Origin of the sequence: Leptolyngbya sp. AN10, assembly GCF_050565645.1 — a bacterium.
GTDB lineage: Bacteria > Cyanobacteriota > Cyanobacteriia > Leptolyngbyales > Leptolyngbyaceae > Leptolyngbya.
In genome coordinates this window covers 1-26,104 of the sequence record NZ_JBNXVP010000069.1, presented here as the reverse complement: position 1 = coordinate 26,104, position 26,104 = coordinate 1, and the positions used below count along the sequence as shown (strand labels likewise).

Below are 26,104 nucleotides of genomic sequence, written 5' to 3'. Positions count from 1 at the left end.
GCGTTTGAACGATTTTGGTGGCAGGTGTTGAATGCGATCGTACATTTGATCAGTCTCCTGAGTGGCATCTAGTCCTCTTTTCAGGAGTTCAAATCTGTGATCAGGATTCGTGCAGGAGGTCTAATCTATCAATGACTCAACCCTATCAACTTGTTGTAGACACCAACGTTTTGATCACTGCATTTCGATCGCAACGAGGAGCCGCCTACAAATTTTTTACCTTGCTCAACGACCCACGCTGGCAATTGAATCTCTCGATCGCCCTTGTCTTCGAGTATGAAGAGATCCTGAAACGAGAACAGGAATCGCTCGGATTAACTCAGCAAGAGATCGACACATTGCTGGATGGTTTATGCGCGATTGCGAATCACCAAGACATTTTTTATCAATGGCGACCCCTATCCCGCGATCCAGATGACGATTTTTTGATCGATTTAGCGATCAAATCCCAAGCCCACTTCATCATCACTTACAATCAAAGAGATCTACAGCAAGCAGCCCAATTCGGCATTCAACTGCTTACACCCAAAGCCTTCTTGCAACTTGTCGGAGAACTCCCCTCATGATCAAACTCACAGCCCAAGTTTCTGAAGATCTCTACAAGCAAGTCGAAGCCCTTGCCGCTCAAGAAAATCTCTCAATTGATCAACTCGTCTCGATCGCACTGGAGAAGCAAATCTCTGCTTGGTCAACTCAAAACTCTTTGCAAGAGCGTGCTAGTCGAGGCAATTGGGGAAATGTGCAAAAACTCCTCGAAAAAGTCCCAGATGTGGAGCCTGAAGCCTACGATCGTCTCTAAAGATTCACGGGCTTGATAAAGTACTTTCCTCCATTATTTAAGCATTCTCCCACGATCAATCAAAATTACAGATCGCATTAGAATGAACGTCCTATTAGCAACAAAGATATTTGATCGCTGCTCCAAAAAGCTATTGAAAGCGATCGCACCTCCGAACTCTCGGATCATCCGATGACACGATCGCTTCTCCAACAACTCCAGAACGAAGAATCGTAGAGCGTCGATCGCACGAATTGAGACAGCGATCGCACCTTCAAGATAAGGCATGATAGAAACACAGCATTTCATTTGATTGTCAAAGGCATCTGATGAACACTCAACTTGTAGAATCCCTAGTGCAAGCCGTTCGTGCCCTTTCAGCAGAAGAGCGATCCTTATTTGATAACAAAGTTTACGGCGAAATTCCTTATCCTTCCACTCTAGAACTCGCCCATTTAAGCGATCGTTCTGGCGCATTCGATTTTCTCAAAGACGAACCCGATCTTTACACGCTCGAAGATGGAGAACCCATCGAATGGGATTAACAAAAGGCGACATTGTTCTAGTCGAGTTCCCATTCATCGATCTCAGTCAAACAAAACTGCGTCCTGCCGTTATCCTCACTTTGAACTCAGCGATCGACGAATTCACCGTTTGCTTTATCTCGTCCCAAAATGTCGATCGCTTGAATCCTACAGAATTTGCTTTGCTTGATTCAGATCTAGAGTTTGCTCAAACCGGACTTCGCATCTCCTCAAAAGTTCGAGTCACGCGCATCACGACAATTAGCAGGCAATTAATTACAAAACGCTTAGGAAAATTGGGTACACAAAACCTGCGGCAGCTAGACGAAACCTTAATTCAAGCTTTTCAACTGACACCTTAACCAAATCAAGTCTCTTCCAACAACTCCAGAACGAAGAATCGTAGAGCGTCGATCGTCTTATTTCATCGAATTAGTTCCACACTGATCTCTAAATTTAGACTTGTCCAGGCACGGTCGCACGTCAAAGCTGGGACTTGCAAGAAACTTGCTAAAGCTAAACAAGCTCGGTCACCCAAAGACAATCCCAATGATCGGGTCAACGGTCTCAAAAAACCGGTCCGATAAGCAAGCTCCGCATCAAACTCGACAATTTCTAGCCCCAACAGATCCAAATACGATCGAATTTCAGCTTCATCACGACCCTCATCCGCCAATTTAGCCACAACCTCACTAAAATTGACGCTCGCGATCGCTGCTTCTGGTAACACTTCAGCCACTCGTTCACTTCCAGACTCACCATTCAGCAACGCCAACAGCGCCGAAGCATCTAGCACCCAACTACTCACCGAAGCTCGCCTCTTGCCGCCGCTCCGCAATTAACTCATCAGAAAGCGATCGACCTTCTGCCACAAAACTTCTCATCCAAGCTTGAACGCGACGAACTGCTTGCGCTTGAGAGAAAATCCGAACTTCGCCATCTTGCACTTGAACGGTCAATTTTTCTCCCGCCTGCCAACCCAACGCGGTTAAAACCTCTAATGGAATTTCAACTTTTCCATCTTTTGCAACTTCCATCTCTAGCTGCGTCATTTGCTCAACCAAATGATGATTCAGACTCATTGTATCGCTCCTCCAACAACTTCAGAACGAAGAATCGTAGAGCGTCGATCGCTTTGCTTCTTGGAAAAGTAGCTCAACACGACTAAGATTCGGATTGATCCTCACAAATGCAACCAGTCAGGGGGCGAGACTGGCAACTTAGACTAAACCGCTGCGGGTTGGGCTTTCTCTTTTTTCTGCTTGCGGGCAAAGCGTTGTCCGAGTTCTTCGATCGCGGGTGCAAGTCCTGCCTCATCTCCACTCGCTTTCGCATAGTTGTAGACTTTGAGGGCTGCGGTATAGGCTTCACTGCCAACGAGCTTATAGGTGTCGTCGAGCATTCCTTCGAGTTGAGCGACAGCAGCTACGATCGCATACAGGGTTTCAAACAGTTCGACATCTAAGCGCATTTCTTCAAGGTCGAAGGAGCGGGGGAGGATGTCGGGGTTTTGTTTGGCGACTTCGAGAGCTTTGGTGACAAAGGCTTGTGAACGATCGCCCATTTTGATTAGGCTCTTGCGCTCCTCGGTGGTCATGCTGGTGAGAAAGGGCATCTTGGTTTTGATTAAGTTGATCGCATCGAGGATTTCGGCTCGATCGCTGTAGCTGAGTTTTGCACTAATCCGATTGGACATAAATCATTTCCTGATGACAAAGGATAGATTCATCGTGCCCAATTGATCAAATTGAGTAAAGGTTTTGACTGCAACATTCAATGTTGAGTCTTTGAGATGGAACGTTTTATCTCAATGTGTGAGAGGTGACTCTCTGAGATAGAACGTTCAGGGTTGAGATTAGAACATTTTATCTAAAAGTACGATCGATCTCAGTCTGGGATAAAACGAAGACTCCGTGAAGCGAAGCTACCGTACTTTTTTCCTCATGTTTCTATCAATTTCATAAAACTCCGGCAGTTTGCGGAACTCATTTGATTCTGTAAGTATAAAAGAGGTAGCTCCCGGTTAGACGTTTGAGTATGCAGGACAAAACACAGACCGCTGAATCTCTGCCGCTGATCTTCATTTGCTATGCCCGCAAAGATAATCAAGACCCTGAATTTAAGCAGCGATGGCTTGATCGGTTGCGATCGCATTTGAAGCCACTAGAGCGTCAGAAGAAGGCGATCGTCTGGTGCGATGAGCGGATTGATCTTGGGAATGAGTGGGATCAGGACATTCGCTGTGCACTTCAGTCTGCAAGGGTGGCGATCGCGTTGATGAGTCCAGCGTTTTTTGCTTCAGATTACATTTGTGAAAAAGAGATTCCAACTATTTTGCAGCAGGTCGATGACCAGAAGACGACGTTTATTCCGATGTTGCTGAGTCCATTTGAGAAAGGAGCGGCAGAGTTTCAATATGGCGATTCAGAGATTGGGGAGAAAGTCCGATCGCTGCTTGATTTTCAGGCATCGAATGGGATGGAGCGATCGCTGCTTGGATTGTCACTTTACGAACAGGATCAGGTGCTGGCAAACGTAGCAGAACGAGTGCGGGAGATTGTTACCGGAAAAAAGTTTCAGGGTTCCAGCGGTGGGGAACCGGGAAAAGAAACACCGAATAATTTACCGCTACCGTCGGCGGAGACATTTGTGGGACGGGATGATGCGTTGGTTGAGATTGACGATCGCTTGTCGGTTGGTCAGCCGTTGGCGATTTGTGCGGTGTCGGGGATGGGGGGAATTGGCAAGACGGAATTGGCGTTGCAGTATGCGATGCGATCGCGGCAGTTGAGGGATGATTTGGGGGCGATTTGCTGGGTGAATGCGCGGGAAAATGCAGGATTGCAGATTGTGAGTTTTGCGCGATCGGTGCTGAATCTTGTGCCGCCAGAGTTGCCGGATTTGGTGAGTTTGGTGGGGTGGTGTTGGCGACAGTTTCCCAGTGGGACGAGTCTGATTGTGTTCGATGATGTGCAGGAGTATGCCGAGGTTGAGGCGTTTTTGCCGCCTGTGGGAGAGCGGTTTAAGGTGTTGGTGACGACGCGGGAAAAGCTCGATCGAGATTCGGTGCAGGTGCTGAAGATTGAGACTTTGAAGCCAGAGGCGGCTTATGAGTTGCTGTTTGAGACGGTGAAAGATGAGCGGCGGTTTCGAGATCAGCGGAGCGTGGTGGATGAACTGTGTCAGTGGGTGGGATGTTTGCCGCTGGGGATTAAATTAGTCGCAAAGTTTCTCAAAATTGAGCCGGATTTGTCGATCGCGGAACTGTTGCAGGAGTTGAAGGACGAGAAGCTGAAACACGATGGATTGAGCAAGATTGAAACGGTGTTTGAGTTGAGTTGGGAAAAGCTCAACACCGCAGAACAACAGTTGGCGATGCTGTTGGGGACGTTTGGCAAAGCTGCGATCGCTTGGGAATGGATGGAGGAAGCGATCGGGTTTTGTCGGGTGGAAGCAGACTCGGAACCTGTCGAGCAGTGGTGTCAATTACTAGAGGCGAAAGCACTGAGACGGGGACGCAGACGGTTAGCTGAGTTGAGTTTGTTGGAACGATCGGGTGAGAATCAGTATCAAGTGCATCCGTTGTTGCAGGAATTTTTTGCAGCGAAGCGGGTGGGACAAGCAGATCGGGCGATCAAAACCGCAGTGGCGCAAGTGATCATTGGGATTGCGAAACAAATTCCGCAGACCCCGACGCTGGAGATTATTGGTGCGGTGGCTGGAGCGATTCCGCATTTGCAAGCGGTGGCAGAAGACTTGATGCAAGTGAAACATCGAAATGAGTGCGGCATTGCAGACGATACTGATTTAATTTGGGTGTTTATTAGAATCAGTAGGTTTTATCAGGGACAGGGACTCTATGCAGATGCTGAACCTTGGTTAGCGGATTGTTTAGCAGTGGCGCGATCGCTCCTTGGCGAGACTCATCCTCATGTCGCAACGAGCTTGAACAACTTGGCAGCACTCTATGAATCCCAAGGACGATACGAAGAAGCAGAACCGCTCTACCAGCAAGCCTTGGAATTAGATCGATTGCTCCTTGGCGAGACTCATCCTCATGTCGCAACGAGCTTGGACAACTTGGCATTACTCTACCGTGTACAAGGAAGGTACAAGGAAGCAGAACCGCTCCACCAGCAAGCCTTGGAATTAAGACGATTGCTCCTTGGCGAGACTCATCCTCATGTCGCAACGAGCCTGAACAACTTGGCATTACTCTACCGTGTACAAGGAAGGTACAAGGAAGCAGAACCGCTCTACCAGCAAGCTTTGGAATTAAGACGATCTCTGCTAGGCGAGACTCATCCTCATGTCGCAATGAGCCTGAACAACTTGGCATTACTCTACTGTTCACAAGGAAGGTACGAGGAAGCAGAACCGCTCTACCAGCAAGCCTTGAAATTATGTCGTTCTCTTCTGGGTGAGACTCATCCTGATGTCGCAACAAGCTTGAACAACTTGGCAGCACTCTACGAATCCCAAGGAAGGTACGAGGAAGCAGAACCGCTCTACCAGCAAGCTTTGGAATTATGTCGTTCTCTTCTGGGTGAGACTCATCCTGATGTCGCGACGAGCCTGAACAACTTGGCAGAACTCTACCGTGTACAAGGAAGGTACGAAGAAGCAGAACCGCTCTACCAGCAAGCTTTGGAATTATGTCGTTCTCTTCTGGGTGAGACTCATCCTGATGTCGCAACAAGCCTGAACAACTTGGCATTACTTTACGTTTCGCAAGGACGATACGAAGAAGCAGAATCGCTCTACCAGCGAGCTTTAGAACTAAGACGATCTCTCCTCGGCGAACAGCATCCCAATACAGAGATCGGTCTTTGGAATCTAGCGGTACTTTACGCAAAGCAAGAACGATTCGCCCAAGCAGAGCCATTGCTGATACAAGCTGTCACCGTGTTGCAGCAACGATTGGGAAATCAGCATCCTACGACGGTCAAGGCACAAAGTTGGTTAGACAGTGTGCAGCAAAGTAGGGGAGAGGTGCGAGATTCAGAATGAGCAGATTGGCTATCAAATAGGAGCGATCGCACTTCAACCCTCGTCCGTTCGCCGAGGATCACGACTAGGAGGATGCCAACCTGCTTTCACCCAAAGCGATCGCGCTTCAGTAATCGATCGTTCTCTCTCATATCGATCGTCATTTATATCCAACCGATTACAAGTTGCGCGTCCCATTGGAGTTGTGCCGATAATCCTGATCCCATCCGCAGTCCAGACAAAGTGATCTGCCCAACTGTGCGATCACGGATTAAACAACGAAACAATTGCCGCAGATTCGAGATCTCGACCTACGATGAAGTTATATCGACGTTGGTTGCAGCGGCTACACGCTAAAGCAAGGTTTTCTGAATCATCAGAACCGCCCAACGATCTGGGTTGAAGATGATCGATCGTGAAGCGAGAAGTACTAATTCGCTCAGGAGAGTGGCAATATTCACATAAATCTTCTGCTCGTTGTCGAACAATCCGCTTCGTCAAATCGTTGATCGTCATTGTTCAGACATCAGACGCGAATTGAGATAGGTGAAAATGCGATCGAGTTCCTGAATTCCAGTCAACTCGTCCAACTCCTCTGGTGTGAGTTCTCCAGTTTTATTCTTGTCTAGTAATTGCTCTAATCGGGATTGCAGTTCATCAGTAAACCGAAACAAGCTAAAGCGATCAACTCTCTCAACTCGGATACCCGTTTCCAACAATGAAGCTGGATTAATCACGACTTGAACCATTTTCGTGAATCCTCTGCAATACGTCCCGAAGGTATTCCCAGTATAGAAGGCAATCTCCGTCACGAACACAGAAATCGCTCCTCCAACACCTTTAGAACGCAGAATCGTAGACAGCGATCGCGGATGAGGAGCAAGCGATCGCACAAATTCAGCGAACATCCTGCTGCCGCAAAATTAAATATGTAAAAATTGAGGAACGCTTCTCTTGCCAACCGCTGCCCAAAACTTCGCGAGTGTCTGCGTTTGTCAAATGCTCTCCAACTACTACCGAAACATCGAGCTATTTCGATTTAATGAACGCACTGGAGAAATCTATATCTTCGCCAGCGAGACCTTGCAAATCATCATCCCGCCCAATGGAAAATGGAGATTCGTATGAAACCGAACTATGACGAAATGACCACCGCACAACTACGAACCTACATCCTCCAGCATCGCAATGATCTCGATGCAATGGAAGCCTTTTTTGCGCGGCGCAGTCCCGATGCTGAAGCAACCTGGTTTGAACCTCCCAAAACCCCAGAAGAATGGCATCAGCAAATAGAAGCGTTGCGCCCAATTCTAGAACATGGAGAGCAATCCTAAACCCATCAGCACGAACCCTCCAGGAAGCGAAGCGACCGCTCCTCCAACAACTTCAGAACGAAGAATCGTAGAGAGCGTTTGCACGAATTGAGACAGCGATCGCAGTTCCAGGGTGTGAGATAGTGTTAAATCGTCGATCGCACCAGAGGAAAAACCCATCGAACCGAATGCAGAGCAACTTCAGGAAATATGTGCGATCGCAGGGCAATATCAGAACTTTCAATGCGTCGATTGCTCTCAAGCGATTCAAGATTACCTCATCACTCAGGGAATTGGAGGTCAGAGAATCGAGTTATACACAGGCGATAGTATTGGTCGAGACAGCTACATCTATGACGACAGCATAGGTGGCGATGCAATTTCCACCAACGGTTATCATGCAGGTATCGCCATTCTGATTCAGAATCAGGAAATTGTTTTCGATAACCATCATCCTGACGGACTGGAGCGAGAACAATGGTTAGCAAACCTCATGTTTCCCAGTCGTTTTTACTCCGATCGTCCCTTTCAAATCACTGAAACCCCGTTTTAGAGGATCAAGCCATGTCGGAACCACAAAACGCCCGATTCTCCCTACAAGGCGAATATCTGTATCAGGTTCTTCGAGACATTCAGACTCGACCAGGAATGTTTCTAGGGAATCAATCCATTACTCGACTCCGCGCCTTTCTAGATGGATATAGCAGTGCCAGAGCCGATCTTGGCTTACCCACAACCCAGCAAGAAAAAGCATTCAACGGCTTTCAAGCTTGGATTCAAGCCCACTTCAAGATCACTGCAACCCAAGGATGGGACAGAATCATCCTGGCTCACTCCACCAATGAACAGGATGCTTTAGATCGATTTTTTGAATTATTTGCACAATTCCAGCAGGAAACGCGCTCAATCAGCGAATCCTCTCATTCTCCAACCCAGATCGCCTCATAACTCTGAGACATTACCAAGAGCAGAGCAGTCAACTTGCAAATTTAGATCCACGAATCCTCCGGGAAGCGAAGCTACCGCTCTTCCAAAAACTCCAGAACGAAGAATCGTAGAGCGTCGATCGCAGATTTGGCGAGGGCGAACACAGAGTGTATTGATCAACGCTTCTCCTGCCAACTGCTACACACCGCATGAATCACATCAACCGCACAAAGATGCCACCCCGTTGAACTCCAGAGCGATTACCGTAATTGCTCACGGTTAATGATCTCAAGTGTTCAAAAATCGGTTCTCCTGCGAGTTCAGCAACTTTCAAAATGGGGAATTGCTTCTCTAGAATCGGTTGTGCAGTGTTCCAATCGAGATACAAATATCCAGCATTCTCTTTTTGTAATCCTGCGATCGCATTCTCAAACGTTTTACTATTTGCCAGTACATTCTTCTTCGCATTCAAGACCGCATTCATCGCATCCATTGAAGTTGTGAATACTTCGTATTTTCCGATCGCAGTATGCACTCCAACCACTTCAGCATCGATTTTCTTATCTGATTTCACAGAATCCAATCTTGTCCAAATCGAAACAGGTTGATCCCCGATTTGAATGATTCCAGCGGTGATGCCTTGAGCTTTTCCGAGTTCATCCAAACGAGCGATCGCGCTCTCTGCTCCGGGATCAGCGGTTTTATCGGCAACAAATACCCAATCGAGTGTTTCTTCTTTTGGAATCATTGCCAGTGCATACTCGCCTTTCACCCAGTTGAAAATGTCCTGCGGCAAGTTGATTTGCCAACGTTTTCCAAGTGATTCAATTGGCGAATTCACCCATTTCGAGACCGTTCCATCGCTTGATAAACCTGACCATAATTGATTCAAATTCACGCCCGAAGCTGAGATTGGTGCAACAGCAGGAATATACTTCAACGCTTCTAAAGATTGCTTCGATAAGTTTGTTTCTGTTCCATCTCGAATAATGGCGGTTTCTGCAATTAAGCCTTTGCGATCTAAACCGAGTGAAATGGCTGCACTTGAAGCGGTATCTGTAATCTCTTTGCCATTCAATGCGGCTAACTCAGGGAGATTGGCAAAAACCACGCCAATTCGTCCGCGATCGAGTGCCCCAATTGCCTGTTGATACTCCTGAGAGTTCTCTAAATTCAATTCTGCTGCTTGCACATTGTTAATTGCATTTCGCAGCACTTTTGGACTATTCGCAAACAGCACATACTGACGACCGACCACTGCACTCGCGATCGTAATCGGCACAGAATCAGACTCGACTTTGCCGTGAATAATCTTCGTACCTTTGTAATCCTCGAAAACTAAATCGGTTCCTGCAATGGCACGTTTTTGCCAAAACACTTGGAGAAATTCTCTCGATCGCTCCGTATCTTTCGTGGCTAATGCCAGTAAATAACCCGCTTCTTTCCCGTTCGTGTCATCTCGATCGATATCCAGTGATGTCACCGCTGCGGTAATTTCATCCCCTAACCACGGTCGCACATCCCGACGATAATCGAGTTCCGAATTCCCTAAAACGCCTTGAGTAAACCGCTCGAATTCTTGACGAGTTGCGGCTCGATCGCCAGGTTTCGCCACCACTTGTCGCAAGCTTTCCAATCGATCGGGATTCACCAACAACGAAGCCATCACTGGAGCTTGCTTGGGAACAAACATTGCCGCAGTCGGTGTACTTTTCGGACTGCCTTTCAGTAAACCCAGTGGACTTTGAGCAAAAATCCAACTAAAGCCGATCGTAGCTAAAACGACTAGAACAACTGCGATCGCAGCAACACTATTCAGAAATGAGCGGAACTTCATAGATCAAAGGGGGCGGTACTCTCCAGAGAACATTATCCCGAACCCGCGCCGCCTTGACCAATTAAATTAAGATTTCTGTCCGTCGCGACGACCCAATTCGTACACGCCACACCCAATACAAGCCAGCACTCCCATACTGATCGCCCAGCTTTTTCCCAAACCGAATTCAACTCCAAGATTGCACAATGTCCCAAACCCTAGAAACGGGAAAATGCTGAGAATTGAAGCATAGAAAGCATTCTGGGATTCTCTTGCCGATCGAGTGCGTTCAAACTCTTCGATCGACGAATACAGCGATCGTTCTGCAAAATTAAACCAGCGATTCAGTTGTTCCATGATCCAATCGCTGATCGGTGACAATCCTAAATAGAGTGCCAATGCCCAAAGACACGCACCCGCGATCGCAGTCGGGTCAACAGTCACACTGAATACGAGAAGGTCGATCGACATCTTTACAAATCCAGGACAAACGCTGCCCTCAAAGATAACGAATCGTGAATTGAAAAATCAATCATCTGTAAATAAATCGACCTGCAATTCAAATTCAGGTAAAACGGATTCTCCAGAAAGCAGAGTCGGAAGCGATCGCACTTCTTTTTCCTGTCCTTGTCGATAGATTTCGACTTGCTGATCTTGTGGGTTTAATAACCATCCCAGTCGAACGCCACTAGCAAGATATTCCTGCATTTTCTCTTGGAGATCAGCGAGTTTATCGGTTCGAGAGCGGAGTTCCAATACAAAATCAGGTGCGATCGGTGGAAACTTCTGACGCTGTTCTGGAGTGAGTGCTTGCCAGCGGGACTTCTCCACCCAAGCGGCATCAGGAGAACGATCTCCACCCCGTGGCAGCTTAAATAACGTTGAAGAACTGAAAACTTCCCCAAGTCCCGTCTGGCGGTTCCAAAAGATTAAATCTGCAATGTAGTTTGCTTCACGCCTTCCGCTATCTCCGCCAACAGGTGACATAACAATGAGAACTCCTTTTGCGTTACGTTCGAGAACCAGTTCGGGATTATCGATGCACAGGTGGTAAAACTGCTCATCGGTGAGATGAACGTGCGTCAGATTCATTCTAAGGGGAAGTGTCAGTTCCATTGGTTTAATCTCCTATGGTGAAAGTCGATCGATAACCCATGCTCCATTTTGATGCCGATAGCGTAATCGATCGTGTAATCGACTCGATCGACCTTGCCAAAATTCAATCTCACGCGGAATCACTCGATATCCTCCCCAGTGTGGCGGACGCGGAACTTCTCGATTTTCATATTCGCTCTTGAGTGCCGCCAATTTCTCTTCTAGAACATCGCGGTTCGGAATCACTTCACTTTGATCTGATGCCCAAGCTCCTAAGCGACTATTGTGAGGGCGACTGAAAAAGTAACCGTCTGATTCTTCAGAAGTGATTTTTTCCACGCTGCCCACGATTCGGACTTGGCGTTCCAGTTCTGTCCAGAGAAAGACTAATGCGGCTTGGGGATTGGCTTCGAGTTCTTTCCCTTTGGCGCTGTTGTAGTTCGTGAAAAAGGTAAAACCGCGATCGTCTACGGCTTTGAGTAAAACAATGCGAGCCGCAGGAATCCCATCTTGAGAAGCGGTCGCCAAGGTCATTGCATTCGGTTCAGGTAGCTCTGCATTCACCGCTTGATCGAACCAGCGGCGAAATTGTACAAACGGATTCGGATCGACATCAGATTCGTTGAGTGTTTCTTTGGTGTAATCCTGTCTGAGATCCGCGATCGAAGAAATAGCCATCGGTTTTATCTATCTATGCTCCAATTGCAATTGTATTGGGATGCCGAGTAGATTAGCTTAGAGTTCGGAGGATAAACGCATGACCCTATTGCTGGCTGGAGATATTGGCGGCACTAAAACGATTTTACGATTGGTGGAAGCAGAGGCAGATCAAACAGAGACAGCGCGGAATATCCGATTTGAGAAGCGCTATTCGAGCCATGAATTTCCCGATCTTGTGCCGATGGTGAAAACCTTTCTCAAAGAAGCTCAAGAAGAAACTGGGGAACCGTTTCAACCTGTGAAGGCTTGTTTTGGAATTGCAGGTCCAGTGGTCAACAATACCAGCAAGGTAACAAATATTGCCTGGACATTGGAAGCCGATCGATTATCAGAGCAGTTGTCAATTCCGCAAGTATCGCTGATCAATGATTTTGAAGCGATCGGCTATGGAATCTTAGCGCTAGAAGCGTCGGATCTCCATATATTGCAAGCAGGCAAGCGAGAACCGAATGCCCCGATCTCCGTCATTGGAGCGGGAACGGGTTTAGGTCAGGGCTATTTGATTCACGATGGCAAACAATATCAAGTCTATGGCTCAGAAGGTGGACATGTCGATTTTGCAGCTAGAACCGAACTAGAGTTTCAACTGTCGCATTACCTTCTAGAAAAGCTAAACATTGAGCGAATTTCTGCTGAACGAGTCGTTTCAGGTCAAGGCATTGTCGCGATTTATCAGTTTTTGCGCGATCGCAATTTTGCCCCTGAAGCCCCAGATATTGCAGAAACGATGCACCTTTGGGAATCAGAAATCGGCAAAAGTGAAAAGACTGCTGATCCGGCTGCGGTGATTTCTCAAGCTGCATTAGAAAACCGCGATCGATTGTCCCAAAAAACAATGCAACTCTTTGTCGAAGCTTATGGAACAGAAGCAGGAAATTTAGCGCTGAAATTGTTGCCGTATGGAGGCTTATATATTGCAGGTGGAATTGCTGCGAAGATTCTTCCTTTGATGGAAGAAGGGAGCTTTTTAAGAGCGTTTGCACTGAAAGGGAGAATGCGATCGTTAATGGAACGAGTCCCCGTTCAAATTGTGCTGAATCCACAGGTGGGATTAATCGGCGCGGCGTTGCGGGCATCGCGGTTGTGATTCTTCTGGATGAGCGATCGTGCGAACTGAATCTTATAGCCGTACTTCTTTCAGTTAGGACACTTCGAGATCGCCCCCCAGCCCCCAAATTTGGGGGAGCAAGAGTCTTAAGGAGATTTATCGAAAACAAATTACCCGCTGTCTTCGGCTTCGCTCAGTCAGCTAGAGATCGCGCCCTGAGCGAAGCCGAAGGGCAGTCTTTCAAGCGGTAAGCTCTTTCGTAGAAATCTCCTAAGCCCCCAGAATTGGGGGTTTGGGGGCAACTCCGAGGATGTCCTGATCTAAACTTCTACTGCTATATGTGGAGCTTGTGAATTTTGGTGTGTTCGTTCATCCGTGAACCCACCCGGCGCTAAACCGTCCGGGCTAATGGGCGAAAGGATGCTGAAGCACCCTCAGAAAACGTTTTCAGCCCACTTCAGTGGGGTTGCCTCGATTAGCCCGGAGGTTCATCTCCGGGCGGACTGAATCGCAGCGACATCACTCAGCACGATCGCTCATTCAATGTTCTTCTACCGCGTTCTCATCTTCCCTTGTCCAATCCGTTCAAGCTGCTGTAACTGTTGATCCGTCTTCTTCGCCCAAGCTGTATTCCCCTGAGCCGTGAACAGATCTTTGGCAAATTTCAACACTCGTTCCGCATCTGCAAACTTGTTCTGCCGCACAAAGACTAACCCCGCTGCATAGTACCCATTTGCAAACTTCGGATTCAATTGAGTTGCTTTGCGAAAGGCAGTCAAAGCTTGGTCCAGATTGCCCTGATAGTACTCGACCAATCCGACACTATAATGCGCCTCAACATAATTCGGATTGCGTTGAATCGCTTGTTGAAAAGCCGCGATCGCTTCTTTAAACTTGCCTTGTTGTTGATTCGCTTGACCCAATTGAAACAACGGCTCAGGAGCGGTCGGAGTCAGGACTGCGGCTCTTTGAAAGGCTTGAGCGGCTCCCGCAAAGTTCTTTTCCTGCATCAGCACCAAACCGAGATTGTACTGCGCGACTCCAGATCGCGGATCAAGCTCGATCGAACGTGCAAGATAGTCTCGTGCCTGTTTCAGGTTCCCGCCTTCTAGCAATGCCGCACCCAAATTCGCATACGCCAGTGCAAAATTTGGATCGGCTTGAGTGGCTTGATAGAACGCATCCGCAGACGGTTGTAACTGTCCTGCCTGACGGAGCGCCAAACCGAGATTGTAGTGCGCCGCTGCTAACTTGGGATTGATCCGAATCGCATTGCGAAACGCCGCGATCGCTTCATTCAGCTTGCCTTGTTGAATGTAAGTTAAACCTTGATTGACTTGTCCTTCCGCCGAAGGTCTAGCGGCTTGAGCTAGTTGAAAGGGAGCCGCTTGCACCGAGGACACAATAGGAAACGACACGAATAAACTGCTGAAAACGAAACCGATTTTTAGGAACGATCGAATCGACATAAAACACTCTCAACTCAAAGGAATAACCGGATGGCATAGCTCATCGTCGTAAATCAAAATCCTTACTGTCGATAGAGGAGAAACAGGTTAAGACTTTTTACTTTGACATTAGATTAAATTCTTCTCCAAAATCATTTAATCAAATTTAAATCTATAACCTGATGGGTATGACCAACGAGAATCCAACCCGTGGACAGATTGAACGCACGATCGGGCAACGGCTTCAAGCGCTTTATCGGGAGCGAACTGGGCAACGTCCTGAAAGAGTGACCTGTCAATTTTTTGATGAAAAACTGGCGATTGTGCTCGAACAAATTTCGACTCCTGCTGAACGGTTTCTTATAAACTCTGGACGACAGGAAGTGGCAGAAAAGTTTCGGGCTGAACTCGAAGAAGGAATGAAAGCGGAAATTATTGCATTAATCGAAGAAGTTGGATCAACTTCGGTGGTTCAATTGCTGAATCGTACCAGTTTAGAAACGGGCTTTTCAGGGTTGATTGCCATCTTGAAAGAGCCACCGAGTGTCCGTGATCCAGAGTCGATTCCAAAGGCAAAACGACGCAATGGCAATGACCGATCGCAAGATGAAATTGCCGAATAGGACATTTAGTTGGCTGTCTATTTTGCTGTGCTAATTTTGACAAGAAACAGTAATTTAGAAGTAAGTTTTTCTCGATCGATTTATGGCTTCCAATCCTGTTGTGTTAGTTCATGGCATCACCGATACATTCGCGCTGTTCAAAACGATGACGGGACAGCTCGATCGCATGGGCTGGCAGACGCATGGATTGGATTTGCTGCCTGCAAACGGAGATGGCAAATTAGAACACTTAGCGCAACAGTTAGCGAATTTTGTTGAGGCGACATTGCCTGCGGGTCAGCCGTTTGATTTGGTTGGATTCAGTATGGGCGGATTGGTCAGCCGATACTATGTTCAACGCTTGGGAGGGATCAGTCGAGTTCAACGTTATGTCACGATTTCATCACCGCACAATGGCACGATCGCGGCATATCTGTCTCAGCGTCCGGGCTGTGTTCAGATGCGACCCAATAGCGAGTTTTTGAACGATCTGAATCGGGACGTGAAAATGCTCGATCGCATTAATTTCACCTCGATTTGGACTCCGATGGACGGGATCATTGTGCCTGCGAATAGTTCGGTCTTGCCTGTGGGTGAATCGATTCAAATCCATGTACCGCTTCATGCGTGGATGGTGACTGACAAGCGATCGATCAATCTCGTTGCTGAAGCTCTAAGAAGACCTGTCGAAAATCGTCAAGTCGCATAATTTCTGCATCAATTCAGTAAACAGCGGTCAAGATGGTAAAGAAATTTAACCCCGACCCCGGATGAATTGGATTCGTCTCGCGATCGTACTTTTAGCGATCGCGCTTATTCTTCTAGAACTCATATTGCGATTTCGATTCGGTTTCGGTGATCCCTTGCTTTACGTTGGAGATCCCGAAATTGGCTATTTATTAGCTCCAAATCAATCGGTTAAACGATTTGGGAATCGAATTGAAATTAACGAATATTCAATGCGATCGCCCAATTTCACACCTAAACCCGAAATCGGAACTCGGCGAGTTTTGATGATCGGTGATTCGATTATTAACGGCGGATGGTGGACGGATCAGAAAGATACCGTTTCAGAAATGCTTCAGCAATCGGGCGATTCTTTAGAAGTTCTCAATGCTTCTGCAAATTCGTGGTCGCCTCGGAATGAACTTGCCTATCTCAGACGATTTGGCACATTTCACGCCGATGTAATTGTTCTGGTAATTAACACCGATGATCTATTTGGAACGCAACCCACATCGCTAGGAGTGGGACGCGATCGCAGTTATCCCGATCGCAAACCTATGAGTGCCATTTTTGAAGTCGTCGATCGCTATCTTTTACCTGCACGAGAATTGCCTGCGGAACTGAAAAAAATCCATGCTGAAGGCGGCGATCGAGTCGGGATTATCCTAGACGCGATTCGGCAAATTCGAGACCTTGCGAATCAAAACCAAGCAAAATTCGTCTTAGCAATGACCCCTTTATTGCGAGAGATCACCTCTGGATCACGCGATTACGAAATCACAGCCCGTCAGCGATTAACTGAGATGACACAAACCGGGAATATTGAATACATCGATTTTCTACCTGTGTTTAAGGCAGAATCGGCTGATCCGGCAACGCTTTACCGCGATCATATTCATCTGAACGTTTTAGGGAATCGAATTCTTAGCCGTTGGATTCAAAACTCAATTTAGCCTCAGTTCGACGGAGTAATCCGCTGCGTTTGATTCGGCTTCAGCCCCCTAAATCCCCCAAATTTGGGGGACTTTGAAGATAGAAAACGCTTTGGAATTCTAGAAATTTCTCTGGCTCAAAGTCCCCCAGAATGGGGGATTTAGGGGGCGACTCCTGAAGAACTTACTATTTGAAGAATCTACCGAACCTGGGTCAATTTAATCGCATCTTTACGGGATCTTCGGCAAACTTGGGGAATCCTGACCCCGAATTGTGAATGTACCCACTAGCAAGGTTTTAAAAGGTTTCAATCATGGCTCTATTAGGGATAGATATCTCGACTTATCAAGGTGATGTCGATTGGGCAACCGTCGCCAGCCAAGGTGTATTCTACGGATTTGCCAAAGCGACCGAAGGCGCAACCAGCCGCGATGACAAATTTGTGCGGAACTGGAGAGGAATGCGATCGGTGGGAATTGTCCGAGGCGCATATCACTTCTTTCGTCCCGGTCGAGATCCAGCGACTCAAGCCAATAATTTCTTACAAACCGTACAGACGATCGAACCTTTCGATTTGCCTCCGGTGCTTGATCTCGAAATCGATGATGGATTAAGCGCAGCAACAGTGATCGATCGAGCATTGCAATGGTTAGAGATTGTCGAATCCAAAACCGGACGCAAACCGATTCTCTATACGTTTCCCGTGTTTTGGGAAGACAAATTGAGAAATCCGAAACAGTTTGCAGAGTATCCGCTGTGGGTAGCAAATTTCGGTACTCGATCGCCCTATCTTCCTGCGACTTGGAGTAGATGGACGTTCCATCAATATTCTGAGTCTGGGACACTACGCGGCATCGCTGGCAACGTCGATTTGAACCAATTTAATGGCGATCTGGATGGATTACAAAAACTGCTAAAAGGTCGCATTCCTTTGAGACAAGGCTGTGAAGGGAACGTCGTTCAAGAAATGCAAACGTTACTAGAATCACAAGGCTTTGATATTGGAACGCCCGATGGAGATTTTGGTCCTAAAACGAAAGCTCAAGTGATTGCGTTTCAGAGAGCGAAAAATTTGGCAGCAGATGGCATTGTCGGAGCAGCAACTTGGGCGGCTCTGCAAGCGACAAGACCCACTACTCCTACGGCTCCTACACCCACTCCGACTCCAGCTTTTCCAGCCACGCTCGATCTAATCAATGTGTGTAAGTCTTATCGTGGGGCTGCTCATCAGGACGCGGCTTTGAAATGGTTACAAAGTCAAATCTCTAAACCTGTCTTGGATGATTTTGCCAGACGGTGGAGACAGCAATAGAGCCGTACTTATTTCAGTTAGGACACTTCGAGATCGCCCCCTAGCCCCCAAGTTTGGGGGAGCAAGAGTCTTAAGCCCCCAAACTTGGGGGTTTGGGGGCAACTCCGAAGATGTCCTAATCTAAACTTCTACTGCTATAAAAGTGAAAGGTGCGGGGCTAAAAACACCTCGCACCTCATCGCTCTATGTATTCTTTTCGTCAGTTTCTTGCCGCCAACAATGTTCTAGGAGATACACCTCCGATCGCTCCCAACATCGCTCTAATTTCTGAACGCGATGCACGTATCGAAACTTTTCGAGATTCCAGATAAACGGACGCTCCGGATCAAACAAATGCTGGTTCAAGTAGTCCCACCACGGGAAGCTATCGAAAGAATAATTCATGCGAGGGTCAAGTAATCTGTGCTAGGAGTTGAACAAGTTCGGGGTTATCAACTATCTAAAGGCTGATCTTTGACATTCCGAAGCCGTCCAACCAGTATGGCATTGAAAAATAAAGTTCGATCGAAAGAAACCCTGAAGTTGTCAGGGCTTTCTCGTTTCTTTAAGCAAGATTACGATCGCGTGAATTTTCCACCATCAGAGCTAGACCTCATCCACCTGACTGACCCGCCGCATATTCAGCACATCGGTCATTTTCTTAATTTGAACAAAGGTGCGTTCTAGCTGTGGATGGTCGCAAATATCAATGCCCAAGTCAATCACTGCCGTTTGATCCGGGAAGGTTTTGACTTGGGCATTTCGCACATTGATATTGTTGTCGGTCAGTCGGGAGAGAATATCTTTCAGAACTCCAACGCGATCGATCACTTCGATTTGAATGTCGATCGGATAGGTTTGAGCGCGTCCAGTGGTTGACTGAGTTTGATTCCAGCTTAGGGGCACTAAACGGTCTCCCGGAATCGCGTCTACATTCGGACAGCCCTGACGATGGATGGCAATGCCGCGATTATTGCGGGCGATCACTCCGATAATCGATTCTCCGGGCAGCGGATGACAACAGCCTGCCATGTGATGCAGCAAGCCTTCGACTCCTGCGATCGGATATTTTGTTGTGTTCGGGGCAGGAACGGCTCTCGGTGGAGTCGGCAACAGTGCAACATCATTCGCCAAACTATCTGATGGAGCGGGTGCAGGCTGAGAAAGTAGCTGTTGAGCTTTGACTGCATCTCGAATTCGGTTCAGTGCCAAATTCAAAGTAATCTCGCCATAGCCAACGGCAGCGACGAAATCTTCAACGCTGTGATAGTTACATCGTTCAGCCGCCGCTAACATTGGAGCCGATTTCATCAAGGCTTCAAAGCCGTTCTTACCCAGTTCTTTTTCGAGCATATCCCGACCGCGCAAGACGTTCTCATCGTGATGCGATCGCTTATAAGCTTGGCGAATTCGGTTTCTCGCGCCCGTTGTGACGACAAAATTTAGCCAGTCCAAACTCGGACGTGCATTTTTCTGCGTGATGATTTCAACGATGTCACCCATGCGTAACTGGGCATCAAGCGAAACCATGCGACCGTTCACTTTCGCGCCTGCACAATGGTTTCCGACTTCGGTGTGGATGCGATACGCGAAATCAACCGGAGTCGATCGAGGACTGAGCGAAACGACTTCTCCTTTGGGCGTGAACACATACACATCCCCATCAAAGAGATTGTCTTTGATGCTCTCTAGATATTCCTGAGCATCTTTCAGATCGTTTTGCCAATCAAGCAGTTGACGCAACCAGGTGAACTTTTCATCATCACCAGAAAGTTGGGAATTAGAACCGCCCGACTCTTTATATTTCCAGTGTGCAGCAATCCCGTATTCTGCGACGTGGTGCATTTCGAGTGTGCGAATCTGAACTTCCAAAGGGCGACCCGAATCCCCGATTACAACTGTATGTAGGGATTGGTAACGGTTAGATTTCGGCAGTCCGATGTAGTCTTTGAAGCGTCCAGGAATTGGGCGGAAGGTATCATGCACGATCGCTAAAGCGCGATAGCACTCGTCATTGTTCTTAACGATGATTCGGACAGCGGCAACATCATAGATTTGCTCATAGCCTTTTTGCTGACGCTGCATCTTTTGATAAATGCCGTAGAGATGCTTCGGTCTGCCACTCACTTCGATGCAACGAACGCCGACTTGATCAAGACGACGTTTGAATGTTTCAGCGACTTCGCTCAATCTGGCTTCTCGATCGCCGCGTTTTTCTGCAACCAATCGCTGAATTTCTCGATATGCTTCAGTTTCGAGATATTTGAAGGCGAGATCTTCAAGCTCCCATTTAATGTTTCCGATCCCCAAACGGTTTGCTAAGGGCGCAAAAATTTCACGAGTTTCGAGCGAGATTCGTTGCTGCTTTTCTGAAGCAAGATGCTCTAGAGTTCGCATATTGTGAAGTCGATCGGCAAGTTTGACCACAATCACACGAATGTCTTGCGCCATTGCTAGAAACATTCGGCGGAAGTTCTCTGCCTGTCGCTCGGTTTTACTAGAGAAATTGAACTTCGATAGCTTCGTCACTCCATCGACTAAACATCGAACCTCAGCCCCAAAGCGCTTTTCGATTTCCTCTGGAGTGACATCGGTATCCTCAACGACATCATGTAAAAAACCAGCAGCGATCATTGTGCCGCTGCCGCCTAAGTCTCTTAATATTCCTGCAACCGCGACAGGATGAGCAATATACGGTTCGCCAGAGGCTCGTTTTTGCCCTTCATGTAACTGATAGGCAAATTCAAATGCACGGCAGATTAAATCTCGATCGAGTTGGGAGTCATCGGAGCGTTTGAGGAAACACTCGCGCAGCCAATCTGGTAAAGCAAAGTCAATCGTTGGGAGAGATGCCGCTACATTCATGCTGATTCTATGTGGCTAGAGTGCAGGTTCGGAACGAAATTATATGTATAGCTCTATACAAATTATTGAAGTAATAGAAAATGAGTCTAGCATGAGGAGATTCCCGAACTGCTAGACGTAGAGTTTGAATTTCAGAATGGACAAAGAACGGGACAAGAATTTCAAAGAAAAGTCTGTGAATTTGTCTCCGCAATCCAATCCGGGTGAAAATAAAGGGTTGTCTCAAACTTGTTAAGACAATCGTAACGCTCATTCTATCAATGGCGATCGGTTTCTTGACTGAATTCCGGGCTTGTTGAAAAACTTTGCGATCGCCGTGAATTCAGGGATATCCGAATTCTTGAGTCAGTACTTTACACGATGTTTGCAGTTCTGGAGCGAAATTACACCGAGATTTTTGACACATTACGGAAAGAGTGTTCTATGTAATTCGCTCTAATTGAGCGATCCCCGCTTTTTTACGGAGTTGAAGAAGTTTAGATATGTTAACTGAGAACCAAGTACAGAGCTTTGAATTGTTTCAAAAGATGATTGCAGATTTCGATCTAGCGAATCGAAGTGAGCTTCATCAAAAGATACGATCGCTACAGAAGTTTTTCCAAGACGAAATTCAATCGATTGAGTCAGATGAATATCAGTTGCATTCTGTCTTGGTAGAAATCAATAAACAGATGCGGTTACTGTCAATGGATGGGATGTTTTTGCAGACGGCTCGACAGGCGGACACGATCGAGACTCGTATCGGGCAAATTCGCGATCGCATTCAACTTTTGAATCAATACTGTTCGGTGATTCTGGGAACCGAGCCTGATTAAATAGATAAGGTTGGGTTGGAGGAAACGCGATGCAATGTCCAAAAGAGAGAAAAATTACGCTCACCGATGGCACATTAAGCGAGGCGTTAGCGGTGAAACAGTGTCCCGATTGCAAAGGCACGTGGATTCCAGCAGAAAACTATAAAGCTTGGCAAGCAGAACGCGCTCATCCCAAAACGGCGGCAGATCTCGTTCCCAAAACGCTTGATGTCGAATTCGTTCAGTCTCCACTCGACAGCAAAGCGGCTCTGTGTCCCGATTGTGGTAGCTATCTCGCTCGCGTCAAAGTGGGAATGAGATCGCCCTTCTATGTCGAACGCTGTTTAAGCTGCGGCGGGATTTGGTGCGATCGAGGAGAATGGGACGCGCTCGAAGCAATGGGATTGCACGTTGCGATCGAACAATTATTCTCAAGCGAGTGGCAGACTTTATCGAGAGCGCGAGAACATTTGGCGCTGGAAAAACAGGCAACGATCGATCGATTAGGAGTCGAATTAGCCGATCGTGTGTTTGAACTGGCAGAGGTGTTAGAGAAACATCCGAACGGTGATTTTGGAGTGGCTTATCTAATGCGTCGATTCGAGAATTTCACTCAAGAACTCAAACCGAAAGATGAAATGCAGCAAAGTTGAGCGATCGTAGAGACTGCGGGATGTTTGAAAAGTGGGTATGCTCAGAATCTTGTGTTGATGATAAGTAGATGAGCAAAATTAAATTCGCGTTGGGTTTAGGTTTCGACTGCGCTCAACCCGCAGAAATATTAGTACTTGAGCGTTGAGCGGAGCCGAAACGCGGCAATCAATTCTGTTCACCCACTTAGTCTGTCACTGCGATTCAGTCCGCCCGGAGATAAACGCTCCGGGCTAATGGGAGAAAGGAGGCTAAAGCCCCCTAAGAGCGCGGTTTCAGCCCACTTCAGTGGGGTTCCTTCGATTAGCCCGGTCGCTTTAGCGCCGGGCGGGTTCGTGGGTAAACGAACTGAACCCTCATATCTATCTCTTCAAGAAACGCAACCTTAAACACTCAGCCAATTCGCGTATCTGTCCTGTCGATGCTGCGCGGAAACCGCTAATTTGGTATTGGTGATAGGCAAACTCTATAGATGCCTATCATGGCAAAGTCCGTTCATCGATCGCAGGAAAAGGCATGGTTGAGCCGTTGATTGAACTAAAAGGAGTTAGCAAAAACTTCGGCGGGAATCAAGTTCTCGATCGAGCAGACCTGACGATTTATCCCGGAGAAGCACTTGCCGTAATTGGACCTTCGGGAACGGGGAAATCAACGGTTCTAAGAATTATTGCAGGCTTAATCGCTCCCGATGAAGGCGAAGTGTTTATCGGTGGCAAACGGCGGAAAGGCTTGATCGAGGATGCTCCTGATCCGTTGTTGATTAGCATGGTGTTTCAACAAGCGGCATTGTTCGATTCGCTTACGGTTGAAGAGAATGTCGGATTTTTGCTGTATCAACATTCCCGTTTATCGCGTCGTCAAATTCGCCAACTGGTTGAAGAACGCTTGGAAATGGTAGGACTGTCTGGAATTGGACAGCGCTATCCCTCGGAACTCTCAGGCGGGATGCGGAAACGAGTGAGTTTTGCACGAGCTATTATGGTGAACCCTGAGAATCCTGAGGATACGCCTGCGGTCTTGCTTTACGATGAGCCAACAGCGGGACTTGATCCGATCGCATCGACCGTGATTGAAGATTTAGTACGATCGCTGCAATGTCCACAGCGGGGATGTCAGAGTTATGTCATGGTGACTCACCAAGAGAGTACAATTCGACGAACTGCCGATCGAGTCCTGTTTCTCTATCAAGGACGGGTGCAATGGGAAGGCAAAGTGCATGAGTTGGATACAACCGATGAGCCGTTGATTCGGCAGTTTCTCAAGGGCAGTGTAGAAGGACCCATTCAGGTCGTGGGGTAAGGGTTATGCGACTCCAAAGGAGGTTTGCTTTGCAATCGCGAACAGTGCGAGAAGGTTCAGTGGGGTTGATGATTCTGGCAGGCGTGGGGCTGTTTGGAGGCTTGGTTCTGTGGATCAAAGGACTGAATCCAGCCAATCAGAGTTTTACGGTGTTTGCTGATTTTGCGGCAATTAATGGAGTCCAAGCAGGCTCTCCTGTCCGCTATCGAGGCGTGACCGTGGGCAGAATTGCAAATATTGTGCCGGGTCCGAATGGTGTTGAAGTGAAGTTGGAGATTGCGAGAGCAGATTTGGTGATTCCCAGAGATTCAGAGTTAAGCGTGAATCAAACAGGCTTACTGGGTGAAACCGTTCTCGATATCACACCTCGCAAAGAGATCGCAGATTCCGCAGTCGTAGGTAGACCACTTGATAAAGATTGCAATCGGGAGTTAATTCTTTGCGAAAATTCTCGGATCAGAGGCGTACTCGGAATTAGCACTGATGAACTGATTCGTGCCACGATTCGATTTGCAGATACTTACAGTAGTCCACAATTCACAGGCAACATTAATTCATTAACTAAGAATAGTAGTGAAGCAGCGGCGGAAATTGCTCAACTGAGTCGAGAAGTGTCTGGCTTAGTACGATCGGCAAGAACCGAAGTCAGAACTTTTTCGGCAACGGCTCGATCGATTGGTAGCACCGCAGAACAGGCGACTTTAACGATCGCACAAATTAATGATTTGATTACGGCGAATCGATCGACGTTGGTTTCAACTTTGGATAACTTGAGTTCAGCGAGTAGCGATATCCGAACAAGCGTGGCACGTCTCAGTCCGATTCTGAATCAAGCCGAAGGCAGTAACCTCATTAGAAATCTCGAAACACTGTCTGCAAATGCGGCTCAGACTTCAGCAAACTTAAGAGATGTTTCGGTGACGTTGAACAATCCGAACACGATCACGATGTTGCAACAAACGTTAGATTCTGCCAGAGCAACGTTTGAAAACACCCAGAAGATTACGTCAGATTTAGATGAACTCACAGGTGATCCACAGTTAAGGGATAACTTGAAACGATTGATCAACGGCTTGAGTGGGTTAGTATCTTCGACTGAACAATTACAGCAACAGGCTCAGATTGCTCAAATCTTGGCAACACCGATTCCGCGATCGAATCAGTCTATAGCAACACCAACACCAGAGAATAGAGCACAGCCTTAGAAAGATTGAGAAGACTGTGTTTGATTAAATCGGACTAATCGTTGTCCTGATCGTTGTCCTGATCGTTGTCGTTTTCATTGTCGCGGCGATTTTCAGCCCCGTTGTTCTGATCATTATCATTGTCTTGATTATTCGTTTCGGCTTGTGCGCCAGAACGATTGTCATCATCATTGTTCGTTTCTTGAGCTTCTTGCTTTTCAGCTTCGGCTTGTTGTCCTCCACAGCTTGTGAGCACAGTTCCACCGCCCAAAAGTGCTGCACCTACCAGTAAAACAGACATCGCTTTTAAGCTAAATTTCATTCCGACTTGCTCCGTTTCTTAATTTCCTTTTAAGAATGTAGCGAACCTAGATTGAGAGAAACCTTTCAATTTTCTATCGTGATTATTGAGAAACTCTAATGAGTTCGTCTTACAGCAAGACGATGAAAGGCGATCGTACAGCCCACCATAATTAATGACCCTGCCAAGACTGGAGTGAAGAGAAACGACCAGGATGCGCCCGTCATCGCACCCACTAATGCAACCGCACCACCTGGAGGATGTAGCGTTCGGGTTAATTGCATCAGTTTAATTGCAGTTGCAACGGAGAGCGCAATCACCCAAGGAGCCGTTCCAAAACATTGCACAAAAGTAATGCACACGATCGCGCCAATACAGTTTCCGAAAATCACATTGCGAGGTTGAGCGAGTGGACTATCAGGAATCGCATAGAGAATCACAGCAGTTGCACCAAACGGAGCCGCGATTAACGGATGATTGGTTTGAACTGAAAGATAAGCGAGAGTAGCAATGCTGAGAAAACTACCAATCCAGCTACAGAGGATTTGACGATAAGAAAATTGCGGTTGGTTAATCGATCGCCCATTCCAGACATTCCGGAGCAAGAATCCATTTCTCATAGAGTTGCAGATAAAAGGATAGTGTCAAGATACGGTGACAAGTCCTCCCATTTCGCAGCAATTCTCATTATGAAAAATCAACTGGAGTTGGGCGGGACTTCTAACTCCAGTCCTTCAATCATAAAGGTCAGCAAATGATCCCAATTCTCGAACAATAAGTAGCGAGTTAAGGCACGCAGA

35 protein-coding genes are annotated in these 26,104 nt (G+C 47.2%); 18 read left to right on the top strand and 17 right to left on the bottom strand.

Features of this window, described 5'->3' with window-relative positions; all coding sequences use genetic code 11:
- Positions 1–131 precede the first annotated feature (131 nt).
- Complete coding sequence (locus ACQ4M5_RS39840; RefSeq protein ID WP_430681339.1) at positions 132–566, top strand: putative toxin-antitoxin system toxin component, PIN family; 435 nt, start codon at positions 132–134, stop codon at positions 564–566.
- Complete coding sequence (locus tag ACQ4M5_RS39835) at positions 563–799, top strand: hypothetical protein (RefSeq protein ID WP_430681338.1); 237 nt, start codon at positions 563–565, stop codon at positions 797–799. Before ACQ4M5_RS39840 ends, ACQ4M5_RS39835 begins: the two co-directional genes overlap by 4 nt.
- Before the next feature lie 33 nt (positions 800–832).
- Here the strand turns inward: ACQ4M5_RS39835 and ACQ4M5_RS39830 are convergent, their stop codons facing one another.
- Positions 833–1,066, bottom strand: coding sequence for a hypothetical protein (locus tag ACQ4M5_RS39830; RefSeq protein WP_430681337.1), 234 nt, complete (start codon positions 1,064–1,066; stop codon positions 833–835).
- Between the two features lie 41 nt (positions 1,067–1,107).
- Between ACQ4M5_RS39830 and ACQ4M5_RS39825 the strand changes: the two genes are divergently transcribed.
- Both ACQ4M5_RS39825 and ACQ4M5_RS39820 read left to right on the top strand, forming a co-directional pair.
- Complete coding sequence (locus ACQ4M5_RS39825) at positions 1,108–1,323, top strand: hypothetical protein (protein WP_430681336.1); 216 nt, start codon at positions 1,108–1,110, stop codon at positions 1,321–1,323.
- A complete protein-coding gene (locus tag ACQ4M5_RS39820; RefSeq protein ID WP_430681335.1) occupies positions 1,314–1,664 on the top strand; it encodes a type II toxin-antitoxin system PemK/MazF family toxin in 351 nt (116 codons plus the stop codon). The genes ACQ4M5_RS39825 and ACQ4M5_RS39820 overlap by 10 nt, the downstream gene beginning before the upstream one ends.
- Before the next feature lie 62 nt (positions 1,665–1,726).
- Here the strand turns inward: ACQ4M5_RS39820 and ACQ4M5_RS39815 are convergent, their stop codons facing one another.
- The 3 genes from ACQ4M5_RS39815 to ACQ4M5_RS39805 form a co-directional block, all read right to left on the bottom strand.
- Positions 1,727–2,110, bottom strand: coding sequence for a type II toxin-antitoxin system VapC family toxin (locus tag ACQ4M5_RS39815; RefSeq protein WP_430681334.1), 384 nt, complete (start codon positions 2,108–2,110; stop codon positions 1,727–1,729).
- Positions 2,103–2,384, bottom strand: a complete 282-nt coding sequence (locus tag ACQ4M5_RS39810) for a hypothetical protein (protein ID WP_430681333.1) — start codon at positions 2,382–2,384, stop codon at positions 2,103–2,105. The genes ACQ4M5_RS39815 and ACQ4M5_RS39810 overlap by 8 nt, the downstream gene beginning before the upstream one ends.
- A gap of 143 nt (positions 2,385–2,527) precedes the next feature.
- Positions 2,528–2,998, bottom strand: a complete 471-nt coding sequence (locus ACQ4M5_RS39805) for a hypothetical protein (protein ID WP_430681332.1) — start codon at positions 2,996–2,998, stop codon at positions 2,528–2,530.
- Between the two features lie 341 nt (positions 2,999–3,339).
- Between ACQ4M5_RS39805 and ACQ4M5_RS39800 the strand changes: the two genes are divergently transcribed.
- On the top strand, positions 3,340–6,312 hold the full coding sequence (locus ACQ4M5_RS39800) for a tetratricopeptide repeat protein (RefSeq protein ID WP_430681331.1): 2,973 nt from the start codon (positions 3,340–3,342) through the stop codon (positions 6,310–6,312).
- Positions 6,313–6,345: 33 nt separating this feature from the next.
- On the opposite strand, the gene ACQ4M5_RS39795 is transcribed toward ACQ4M5_RS39800, so the two are convergent.
- The 3 genes from ACQ4M5_RS39795 to ACQ4M5_RS39785 form a co-directional block, all read right to left on the bottom strand.
- Complete coding sequence (locus ACQ4M5_RS39795; protein ID WP_430681330.1) at positions 6,346–6,489, bottom strand: hypothetical protein; 144 nt, start codon at positions 6,487–6,489, stop codon at positions 6,346–6,348.
- 66 nt (positions 6,490–6,555) lie between these two features.
- Entirely contained in the window at positions 6,556–6,807 is a 252-nt protein-coding gene (locus ACQ4M5_RS39790) for an HNH endonuclease (protein WP_430681329.1), read from the bottom strand.
- Positions 6,804–7,199 (bottom strand): hypothetical protein, encoded by a 396-nt coding sequence (locus ACQ4M5_RS39785; protein WP_430681328.1) that lies wholly within the window; start codon positions 7,197–7,199, stop codon positions 6,804–6,806. The genes ACQ4M5_RS39790 and ACQ4M5_RS39785 overlap by 4 nt, the downstream gene beginning before the upstream one ends.
- A 46-nt stretch (positions 7,200–7,245) precedes the next feature.
- Here ACQ4M5_RS39785 and ACQ4M5_RS39780 point away from each other — a divergent pair, with 46 nt between their 5' ends.
- Both ACQ4M5_RS39780 and ACQ4M5_RS39775 read left to right on the top strand, forming a co-directional pair.
- Positions 7,246–7,419 carry a DUF6888 family protein gene (locus ACQ4M5_RS39780; protein ID WP_430681327.1) on the top strand — a complete coding sequence of 58 codons (174 nt, stop codon included), beginning with the start codon at positions 7,246–7,248 and terminating at the stop codon, positions 7,417–7,419.
- Complete coding sequence (locus ACQ4M5_RS39775) at positions 7,416–7,625, top strand: DUF6887 family protein (RefSeq protein ID WP_430681326.1); 210 nt, start codon at positions 7,416–7,418, stop codon at positions 7,623–7,625. Before ACQ4M5_RS39780 ends, ACQ4M5_RS39775 begins: the two co-directional genes overlap by 4 nt.
- Here ACQ4M5_RS39775 and ACQ4M5_RS39770 read toward each other — a convergent pair.
- Positions 7,602–7,784 (bottom strand): hypothetical protein, encoded by a 183-nt coding sequence (locus tag ACQ4M5_RS39770; RefSeq protein WP_430681325.1) that lies wholly within the window; start codon positions 7,782–7,784, stop codon positions 7,602–7,604. The genes ACQ4M5_RS39775 and ACQ4M5_RS39770 overlap by 24 nt on opposite strands.
- Between ACQ4M5_RS39770 and ACQ4M5_RS39765 the strand changes: the two genes are divergently transcribed.
- Together ACQ4M5_RS39765 and ACQ4M5_RS39760 are read left to right on the top strand one after the other, a co-directional pair.
- Positions 7,762–8,157: a papain fold toxin domain-containing protein gene (locus ACQ4M5_RS39765; RefSeq protein WP_430681340.1), complete on the top strand. Its 396-nt coding sequence runs from the start codon at positions 7,762–7,764 to the stop codon at positions 8,155–8,157. The genes ACQ4M5_RS39770 and ACQ4M5_RS39765 overlap by 23 nt on opposite strands.
- Before the next feature lie 11 nt (positions 8,158–8,168).
- Complete coding sequence (locus ACQ4M5_RS39760; RefSeq protein WP_430681324.1) at positions 8,169–8,552, top strand: hypothetical protein; 384 nt, start codon at positions 8,169–8,171, stop codon at positions 8,550–8,552.
- A gap of 193 nt (positions 8,553–8,745) precedes the next feature.
- Here ACQ4M5_RS39760 and ACQ4M5_RS39755 read toward each other — a convergent pair whose 3' ends face one another.
- The 4 genes from ACQ4M5_RS39755 to pdxH all read right to left on the bottom strand — a co-directional run bounded on the left by ACQ4M5_RS39755 (position 8,746) and on the right by pdxH (position 12,120).
- Complete coding sequence (locus tag ACQ4M5_RS39755) at positions 8,746–10,368, bottom strand: DUF3352 domain-containing protein (RefSeq protein ID WP_430681323.1); 1,623 nt, start codon at positions 10,366–10,368, stop codon at positions 8,746–8,748.
- A 66-nt stretch (positions 10,369–10,434) separates the two neighbouring features.
- Positions 10,435–10,818 (bottom strand): hypothetical protein, encoded by a 384-nt coding sequence (locus tag ACQ4M5_RS39750; RefSeq protein ID WP_430681322.1) that lies wholly within the window; start codon positions 10,816–10,818, stop codon positions 10,435–10,437.
- Positions 10,819–10,875: 57 nt separating this feature from the next.
- Complete coding sequence (locus ACQ4M5_RS39745) at positions 10,876–11,463, bottom strand: Uma2 family endonuclease (RefSeq protein WP_430681321.1); 588 nt, start codon at positions 11,461–11,463, stop codon at positions 10,876–10,878.
- A 12-nt stretch (positions 11,464–11,475) separates the two neighbouring features.
- Positions 11,476–12,120 carry a pyridoxamine 5'-phosphate oxidase gene (gene pdxH, locus ACQ4M5_RS39740; RefSeq protein ID WP_430681320.1) on the bottom strand — a complete coding sequence of 215 codons (645 nt, stop codon included), beginning with the start codon at positions 12,118–12,120 and terminating at the stop codon, positions 11,476–11,478.
- Between the two features lie 79 nt (positions 12,121–12,199).
- On the opposite strand from pdxH, the gene ACQ4M5_RS39735 reads away from it, so the two are divergent.
- On the top strand, positions 12,200–13,249 hold the full coding sequence (locus tag ACQ4M5_RS39735) for a glucokinase (RefSeq protein ID WP_430681319.1): 1,050 nt from the start codon (positions 12,200–12,202) through the stop codon (positions 13,247–13,249).
- Positions 13,250–13,761: 512 nt separating this feature from the next.
- Here the strand turns inward: ACQ4M5_RS39735 and ACQ4M5_RS39730 are convergent.
- Positions 13,762–14,628, bottom strand: a complete 867-nt coding sequence (locus ACQ4M5_RS39730; RefSeq protein ID WP_430681318.1) for a tetratricopeptide repeat protein — start codon at positions 14,626–14,628, stop codon at positions 13,762–13,764.
- Positions 14,629–14,840: 212 nt separating this feature from the next.
- Between ACQ4M5_RS39730 and ACQ4M5_RS39725 the strand changes: the two genes are divergently transcribed.
- From ACQ4M5_RS39725 to ACQ4M5_RS39710, 4 genes are all read left to right on the top strand, one after another.
- Positions 14,841–15,281 carry a DUF2294 domain-containing protein gene (locus tag ACQ4M5_RS39725; protein ID WP_430681317.1) on the top strand — a complete coding sequence of 147 codons (441 nt, stop codon included), beginning with the start codon at positions 14,841–14,843 and terminating at the stop codon, positions 15,279–15,281.
- 82 nt (positions 15,282–15,363) lie between these two features.
- Positions 15,364–15,969 carry an esterase/lipase family protein gene (locus ACQ4M5_RS39720; RefSeq protein ID WP_430681316.1) on the top strand — a complete coding sequence of 202 codons (606 nt, stop codon included), beginning with the start codon at positions 15,364–15,366 and terminating at the stop codon, positions 15,967–15,969.
- Between the two features lie 61 nt (positions 15,970–16,030).
- Positions 16,031–16,939: an SGNH/GDSL hydrolase family protein gene (locus ACQ4M5_RS39715; protein ID WP_430681315.1), complete on the top strand. Its 909-nt coding sequence runs from the start codon at positions 16,031–16,033 to the stop codon at positions 16,937–16,939.
- A gap of 293 nt (positions 16,940–17,232) precedes the next feature.
- Complete coding sequence (locus tag ACQ4M5_RS39710) at positions 17,233–18,231, top strand: GH25 family lysozyme (RefSeq protein ID WP_430681314.1); 999 nt, start codon at positions 17,233–17,235, stop codon at positions 18,229–18,231.
- Between the two features lie 183 nt (positions 18,232–18,414).
- On the opposite strand, the gene ACQ4M5_RS39705 is transcribed toward ACQ4M5_RS39710, so the two are convergent.
- A complete protein-coding gene (locus ACQ4M5_RS39705; RefSeq protein WP_430681313.1) occupies positions 18,415–18,615 on the bottom strand; it encodes a hypothetical protein in 201 nt (66 codons plus the stop codon).
- A 201-nt stretch (positions 18,616–18,816) separates the two neighbouring features.
- Complete coding sequence (locus ACQ4M5_RS39700) at positions 18,817–21,075, bottom strand: RelA/SpoT family protein (protein WP_430681312.1); 2,259 nt, start codon at positions 21,073–21,075, stop codon at positions 18,817–18,819.
- Positions 21,076–21,557: 482 nt separating this feature from the next.
- Between ACQ4M5_RS39700 and patD the strand changes: the two genes are divergently transcribed.
- From patD to ACQ4M5_RS39680, 4 genes are all read left to right on the top strand, one after another.
- Entirely contained in the window at positions 21,558–21,890 is a 333-nt protein-coding gene (gene patD / locus ACQ4M5_RS39695) for a heterocyst frequency control protein PatD (protein ID WP_430681311.1), read from the top strand.
- 29 nt (positions 21,891–21,919) lie between these two features.
- Positions 21,920–22,522, top strand: a complete 603-nt coding sequence (locus tag ACQ4M5_RS39690; RefSeq protein ID WP_430681310.1) for a zf-TFIIB domain-containing protein — start codon at positions 21,920–21,922, stop codon at positions 22,520–22,522.
- Positions 22,523–23,036: 514 nt separating this feature from the next.
- Positions 23,037–23,819, top strand: a complete 783-nt coding sequence (locus ACQ4M5_RS39685) for an ABC transporter ATP-binding protein (RefSeq protein ID WP_430681309.1) — start codon at positions 23,037–23,039, stop codon at positions 23,817–23,819.
- A gap of 29 nt (positions 23,820–23,848) precedes the next feature.
- On the top strand, positions 23,849–25,024 hold the full coding sequence (locus ACQ4M5_RS39680) for an MlaD family protein (protein ID WP_430681308.1): 1,176 nt from the start codon (positions 23,849–23,851) through the stop codon (positions 25,022–25,024).
- A 34-nt stretch (positions 25,025–25,058) separates the two neighbouring features.
- Here ACQ4M5_RS39680 and ACQ4M5_RS39675 read toward each other — a convergent pair whose 3' ends face one another.
- Positions 25,059–25,325 (bottom strand): hypothetical protein, encoded by a 267-nt coding sequence (locus ACQ4M5_RS39675; RefSeq protein ID WP_430681307.1) that lies wholly within the window; start codon positions 25,323–25,325, stop codon positions 25,059–25,061.
- A gap of 95 nt (positions 25,326–25,420) precedes the next feature.
- The gene (locus ACQ4M5_RS39670) at positions 25,421–25,924 is read right to left on the bottom strand and encodes an HPP family protein (protein WP_430681306.1); all 504 of its coding nucleotides are present in this window, start codon (positions 25,922–25,924) and stop codon (positions 25,421–25,423) included.
- Between the last annotated feature and the right edge of the window lie 180 nt (positions 25,925–26,104).

Bases quoted from the DNA above. Each gene is read 5' to 3' on its own strand.
- ACQ4M5_RS39840 (WP_430681339.1), top strand. From the start codon at position 132: ATGACTCAACCCTATCAACTTGTTGTAGACACCAACGTTTTGATCACT.
- ACQ4M5_RS39835 (WP_430681338.1), top strand. From the start codon at position 563: ATGATCAAACTCACAGCCCAAGTTTCTGAAGATCTCTACAAGCAAGTC.
- ACQ4M5_RS39830 (WP_430681337.1), bottom strand. From the start codon at position 1,066: ATGCCTTATCTTGAAGGTGCGATCGCTGTCTCAATTCGTGCGATCGAC.
- ACQ4M5_RS39825 (WP_430681336.1), top strand. From the start codon at position 1,108: ATGAACACTCAACTTGTAGAATCCCTAGTGCAAGCCGTTCGTGCCCTT.
- ACQ4M5_RS39820 (WP_430681335.1), top strand. From the start codon at position 1,314: ATGGGATTAACAAAAGGCGACATTGTTCTAGTCGAGTTCCCATTCATC.
- ACQ4M5_RS39810 (WP_430681333.1), bottom strand. From the start codon at position 2,384: ATGAGTCTGAATCATCATTTGGTTGAGCAAATGACGCAGCTAGAGATG.
- ACQ4M5_RS39805 (WP_430681332.1), bottom strand. From the start codon at position 2,998: ATGTCCAATCGGATTAGTGCAAAACTCAGCTACAGCGATCGAGCCGAA.
- ACQ4M5_RS39800 (WP_430681331.1), top strand. From the start codon at position 3,340: ATGCAGGACAAAACACAGACCGCTGAATCTCTGCCGCTGATCTTCATT.
- ACQ4M5_RS39795 (WP_430681330.1), bottom strand. From the start codon at position 6,489: ATGGGACGCGCAACTTGTAATCGGTTGGATATAAATGACGATCGATAT.
- ACQ4M5_RS39790 (WP_430681329.1), bottom strand. From the start codon at position 6,807: ATGACGATCAACGATTTGACGAAGCGGATTGTTCGACAACGAGCAGAA.
- ACQ4M5_RS39785 (WP_430681328.1), bottom strand. From the start codon at position 7,199: ATGTTCGCTGAATTTGTGCGATCGCTTGCTCCTCATCCGCGATCGCTG.
- ACQ4M5_RS39775 (WP_430681326.1), top strand. From the start codon at position 7,416: ATGAAACCGAACTATGACGAAATGACCACCGCACAACTACGAACCTAC.
- ACQ4M5_RS39770 (WP_430681325.1), bottom strand. From the start codon at position 7,784: ATGGGTTTTTCCTCTGGTGCGATCGACGATTTAACACTATCTCACACC.
- ACQ4M5_RS39760 (WP_430681324.1), top strand. From the start codon at position 8,169: ATGTCGGAACCACAAAACGCCCGATTCTCCCTACAAGGCGAATATCTG.
- ACQ4M5_RS39755 (WP_430681323.1), bottom strand. From the start codon at position 10,368: ATGAAGTTCCGCTCATTTCTGAATAGTGTTGCTGCGATCGCAGTTGTT.
- ACQ4M5_RS39750 (WP_430681322.1), bottom strand. From the start codon at position 10,818: ATGTCGATCGACCTTCTCGTATTCAGTGTGACTGTTGACCCGACTGCG.
- ACQ4M5_RS39745 (WP_430681321.1), bottom strand. From the start codon at position 11,463: ATGGAACTGACACTTCCCCTTAGAATGAATCTGACGCACGTTCATCTC.
- pdxH (WP_430681320.1), bottom strand. From the start codon at position 12,120: ATGGCTATTTCTTCGATCGCGGATCTCAGACAGGATTACACCAAAGAA.
- ACQ4M5_RS39735 (WP_430681319.1), top strand. From the start codon at position 12,200: ATGACCCTATTGCTGGCTGGAGATATTGGCGGCACTAAAACGATTTTA.
- ACQ4M5_RS39725 (WP_430681317.1), top strand. From the start codon at position 14,841: ATGGGTATGACCAACGAGAATCCAACCCGTGGACAGATTGAACGCACG.
- ACQ4M5_RS39720 (WP_430681316.1), top strand. From the start codon at position 15,364: ATGGCTTCCAATCCTGTTGTGTTAGTTCATGGCATCACCGATACATTC.
- ACQ4M5_RS39715 (WP_430681315.1), top strand. From the start codon at position 16,031: ATGAATTGGATTCGTCTCGCGATCGTACTTTTAGCGATCGCGCTTATT.
- ACQ4M5_RS39710 (WP_430681314.1), top strand. From the start codon at position 17,233: ATGGCTCTATTAGGGATAGATATCTCGACTTATCAAGGTGATGTCGAT.
- ACQ4M5_RS39705 (WP_430681313.1), bottom strand. From the start codon at position 18,615: ATGAATTATTCTTTCGATAGCTTCCCGTGGTGGGACTACTTGAACCAG.
- ACQ4M5_RS39700 (WP_430681312.1), bottom strand. From the start codon at position 21,075: ATGAATGTAGCGGCATCTCTCCCAACGATTGACTTTGCTTTACCAGAT.
- patD (WP_430681311.1), top strand. From the start codon at position 21,558: ATGTTAACTGAGAACCAAGTACAGAGCTTTGAATTGTTTCAAAAGATG.
- ACQ4M5_RS39690 (WP_430681310.1), top strand. From the start codon at position 21,920: ATGCAATGTCCAAAAGAGAGAAAAATTACGCTCACCGATGGCACATTA.
- ACQ4M5_RS39685 (WP_430681309.1), top strand. From the start codon at position 23,037: ATGGTTGAGCCGTTGATTGAACTAAAAGGAGTTAGCAAAAACTTCGGC.
- ACQ4M5_RS39675 (WP_430681307.1), bottom strand. From the start codon at position 25,325: ATGAAATTTAGCTTAAAAGCGATGTCTGTTTTACTGGTAGGTGCAGCA.
- ACQ4M5_RS39670 (WP_430681306.1), bottom strand. From the start codon at position 25,924: ATGAGAAATGGATTCTTGCTCCGGAATGTCTGGAATGGGCGATCGATT.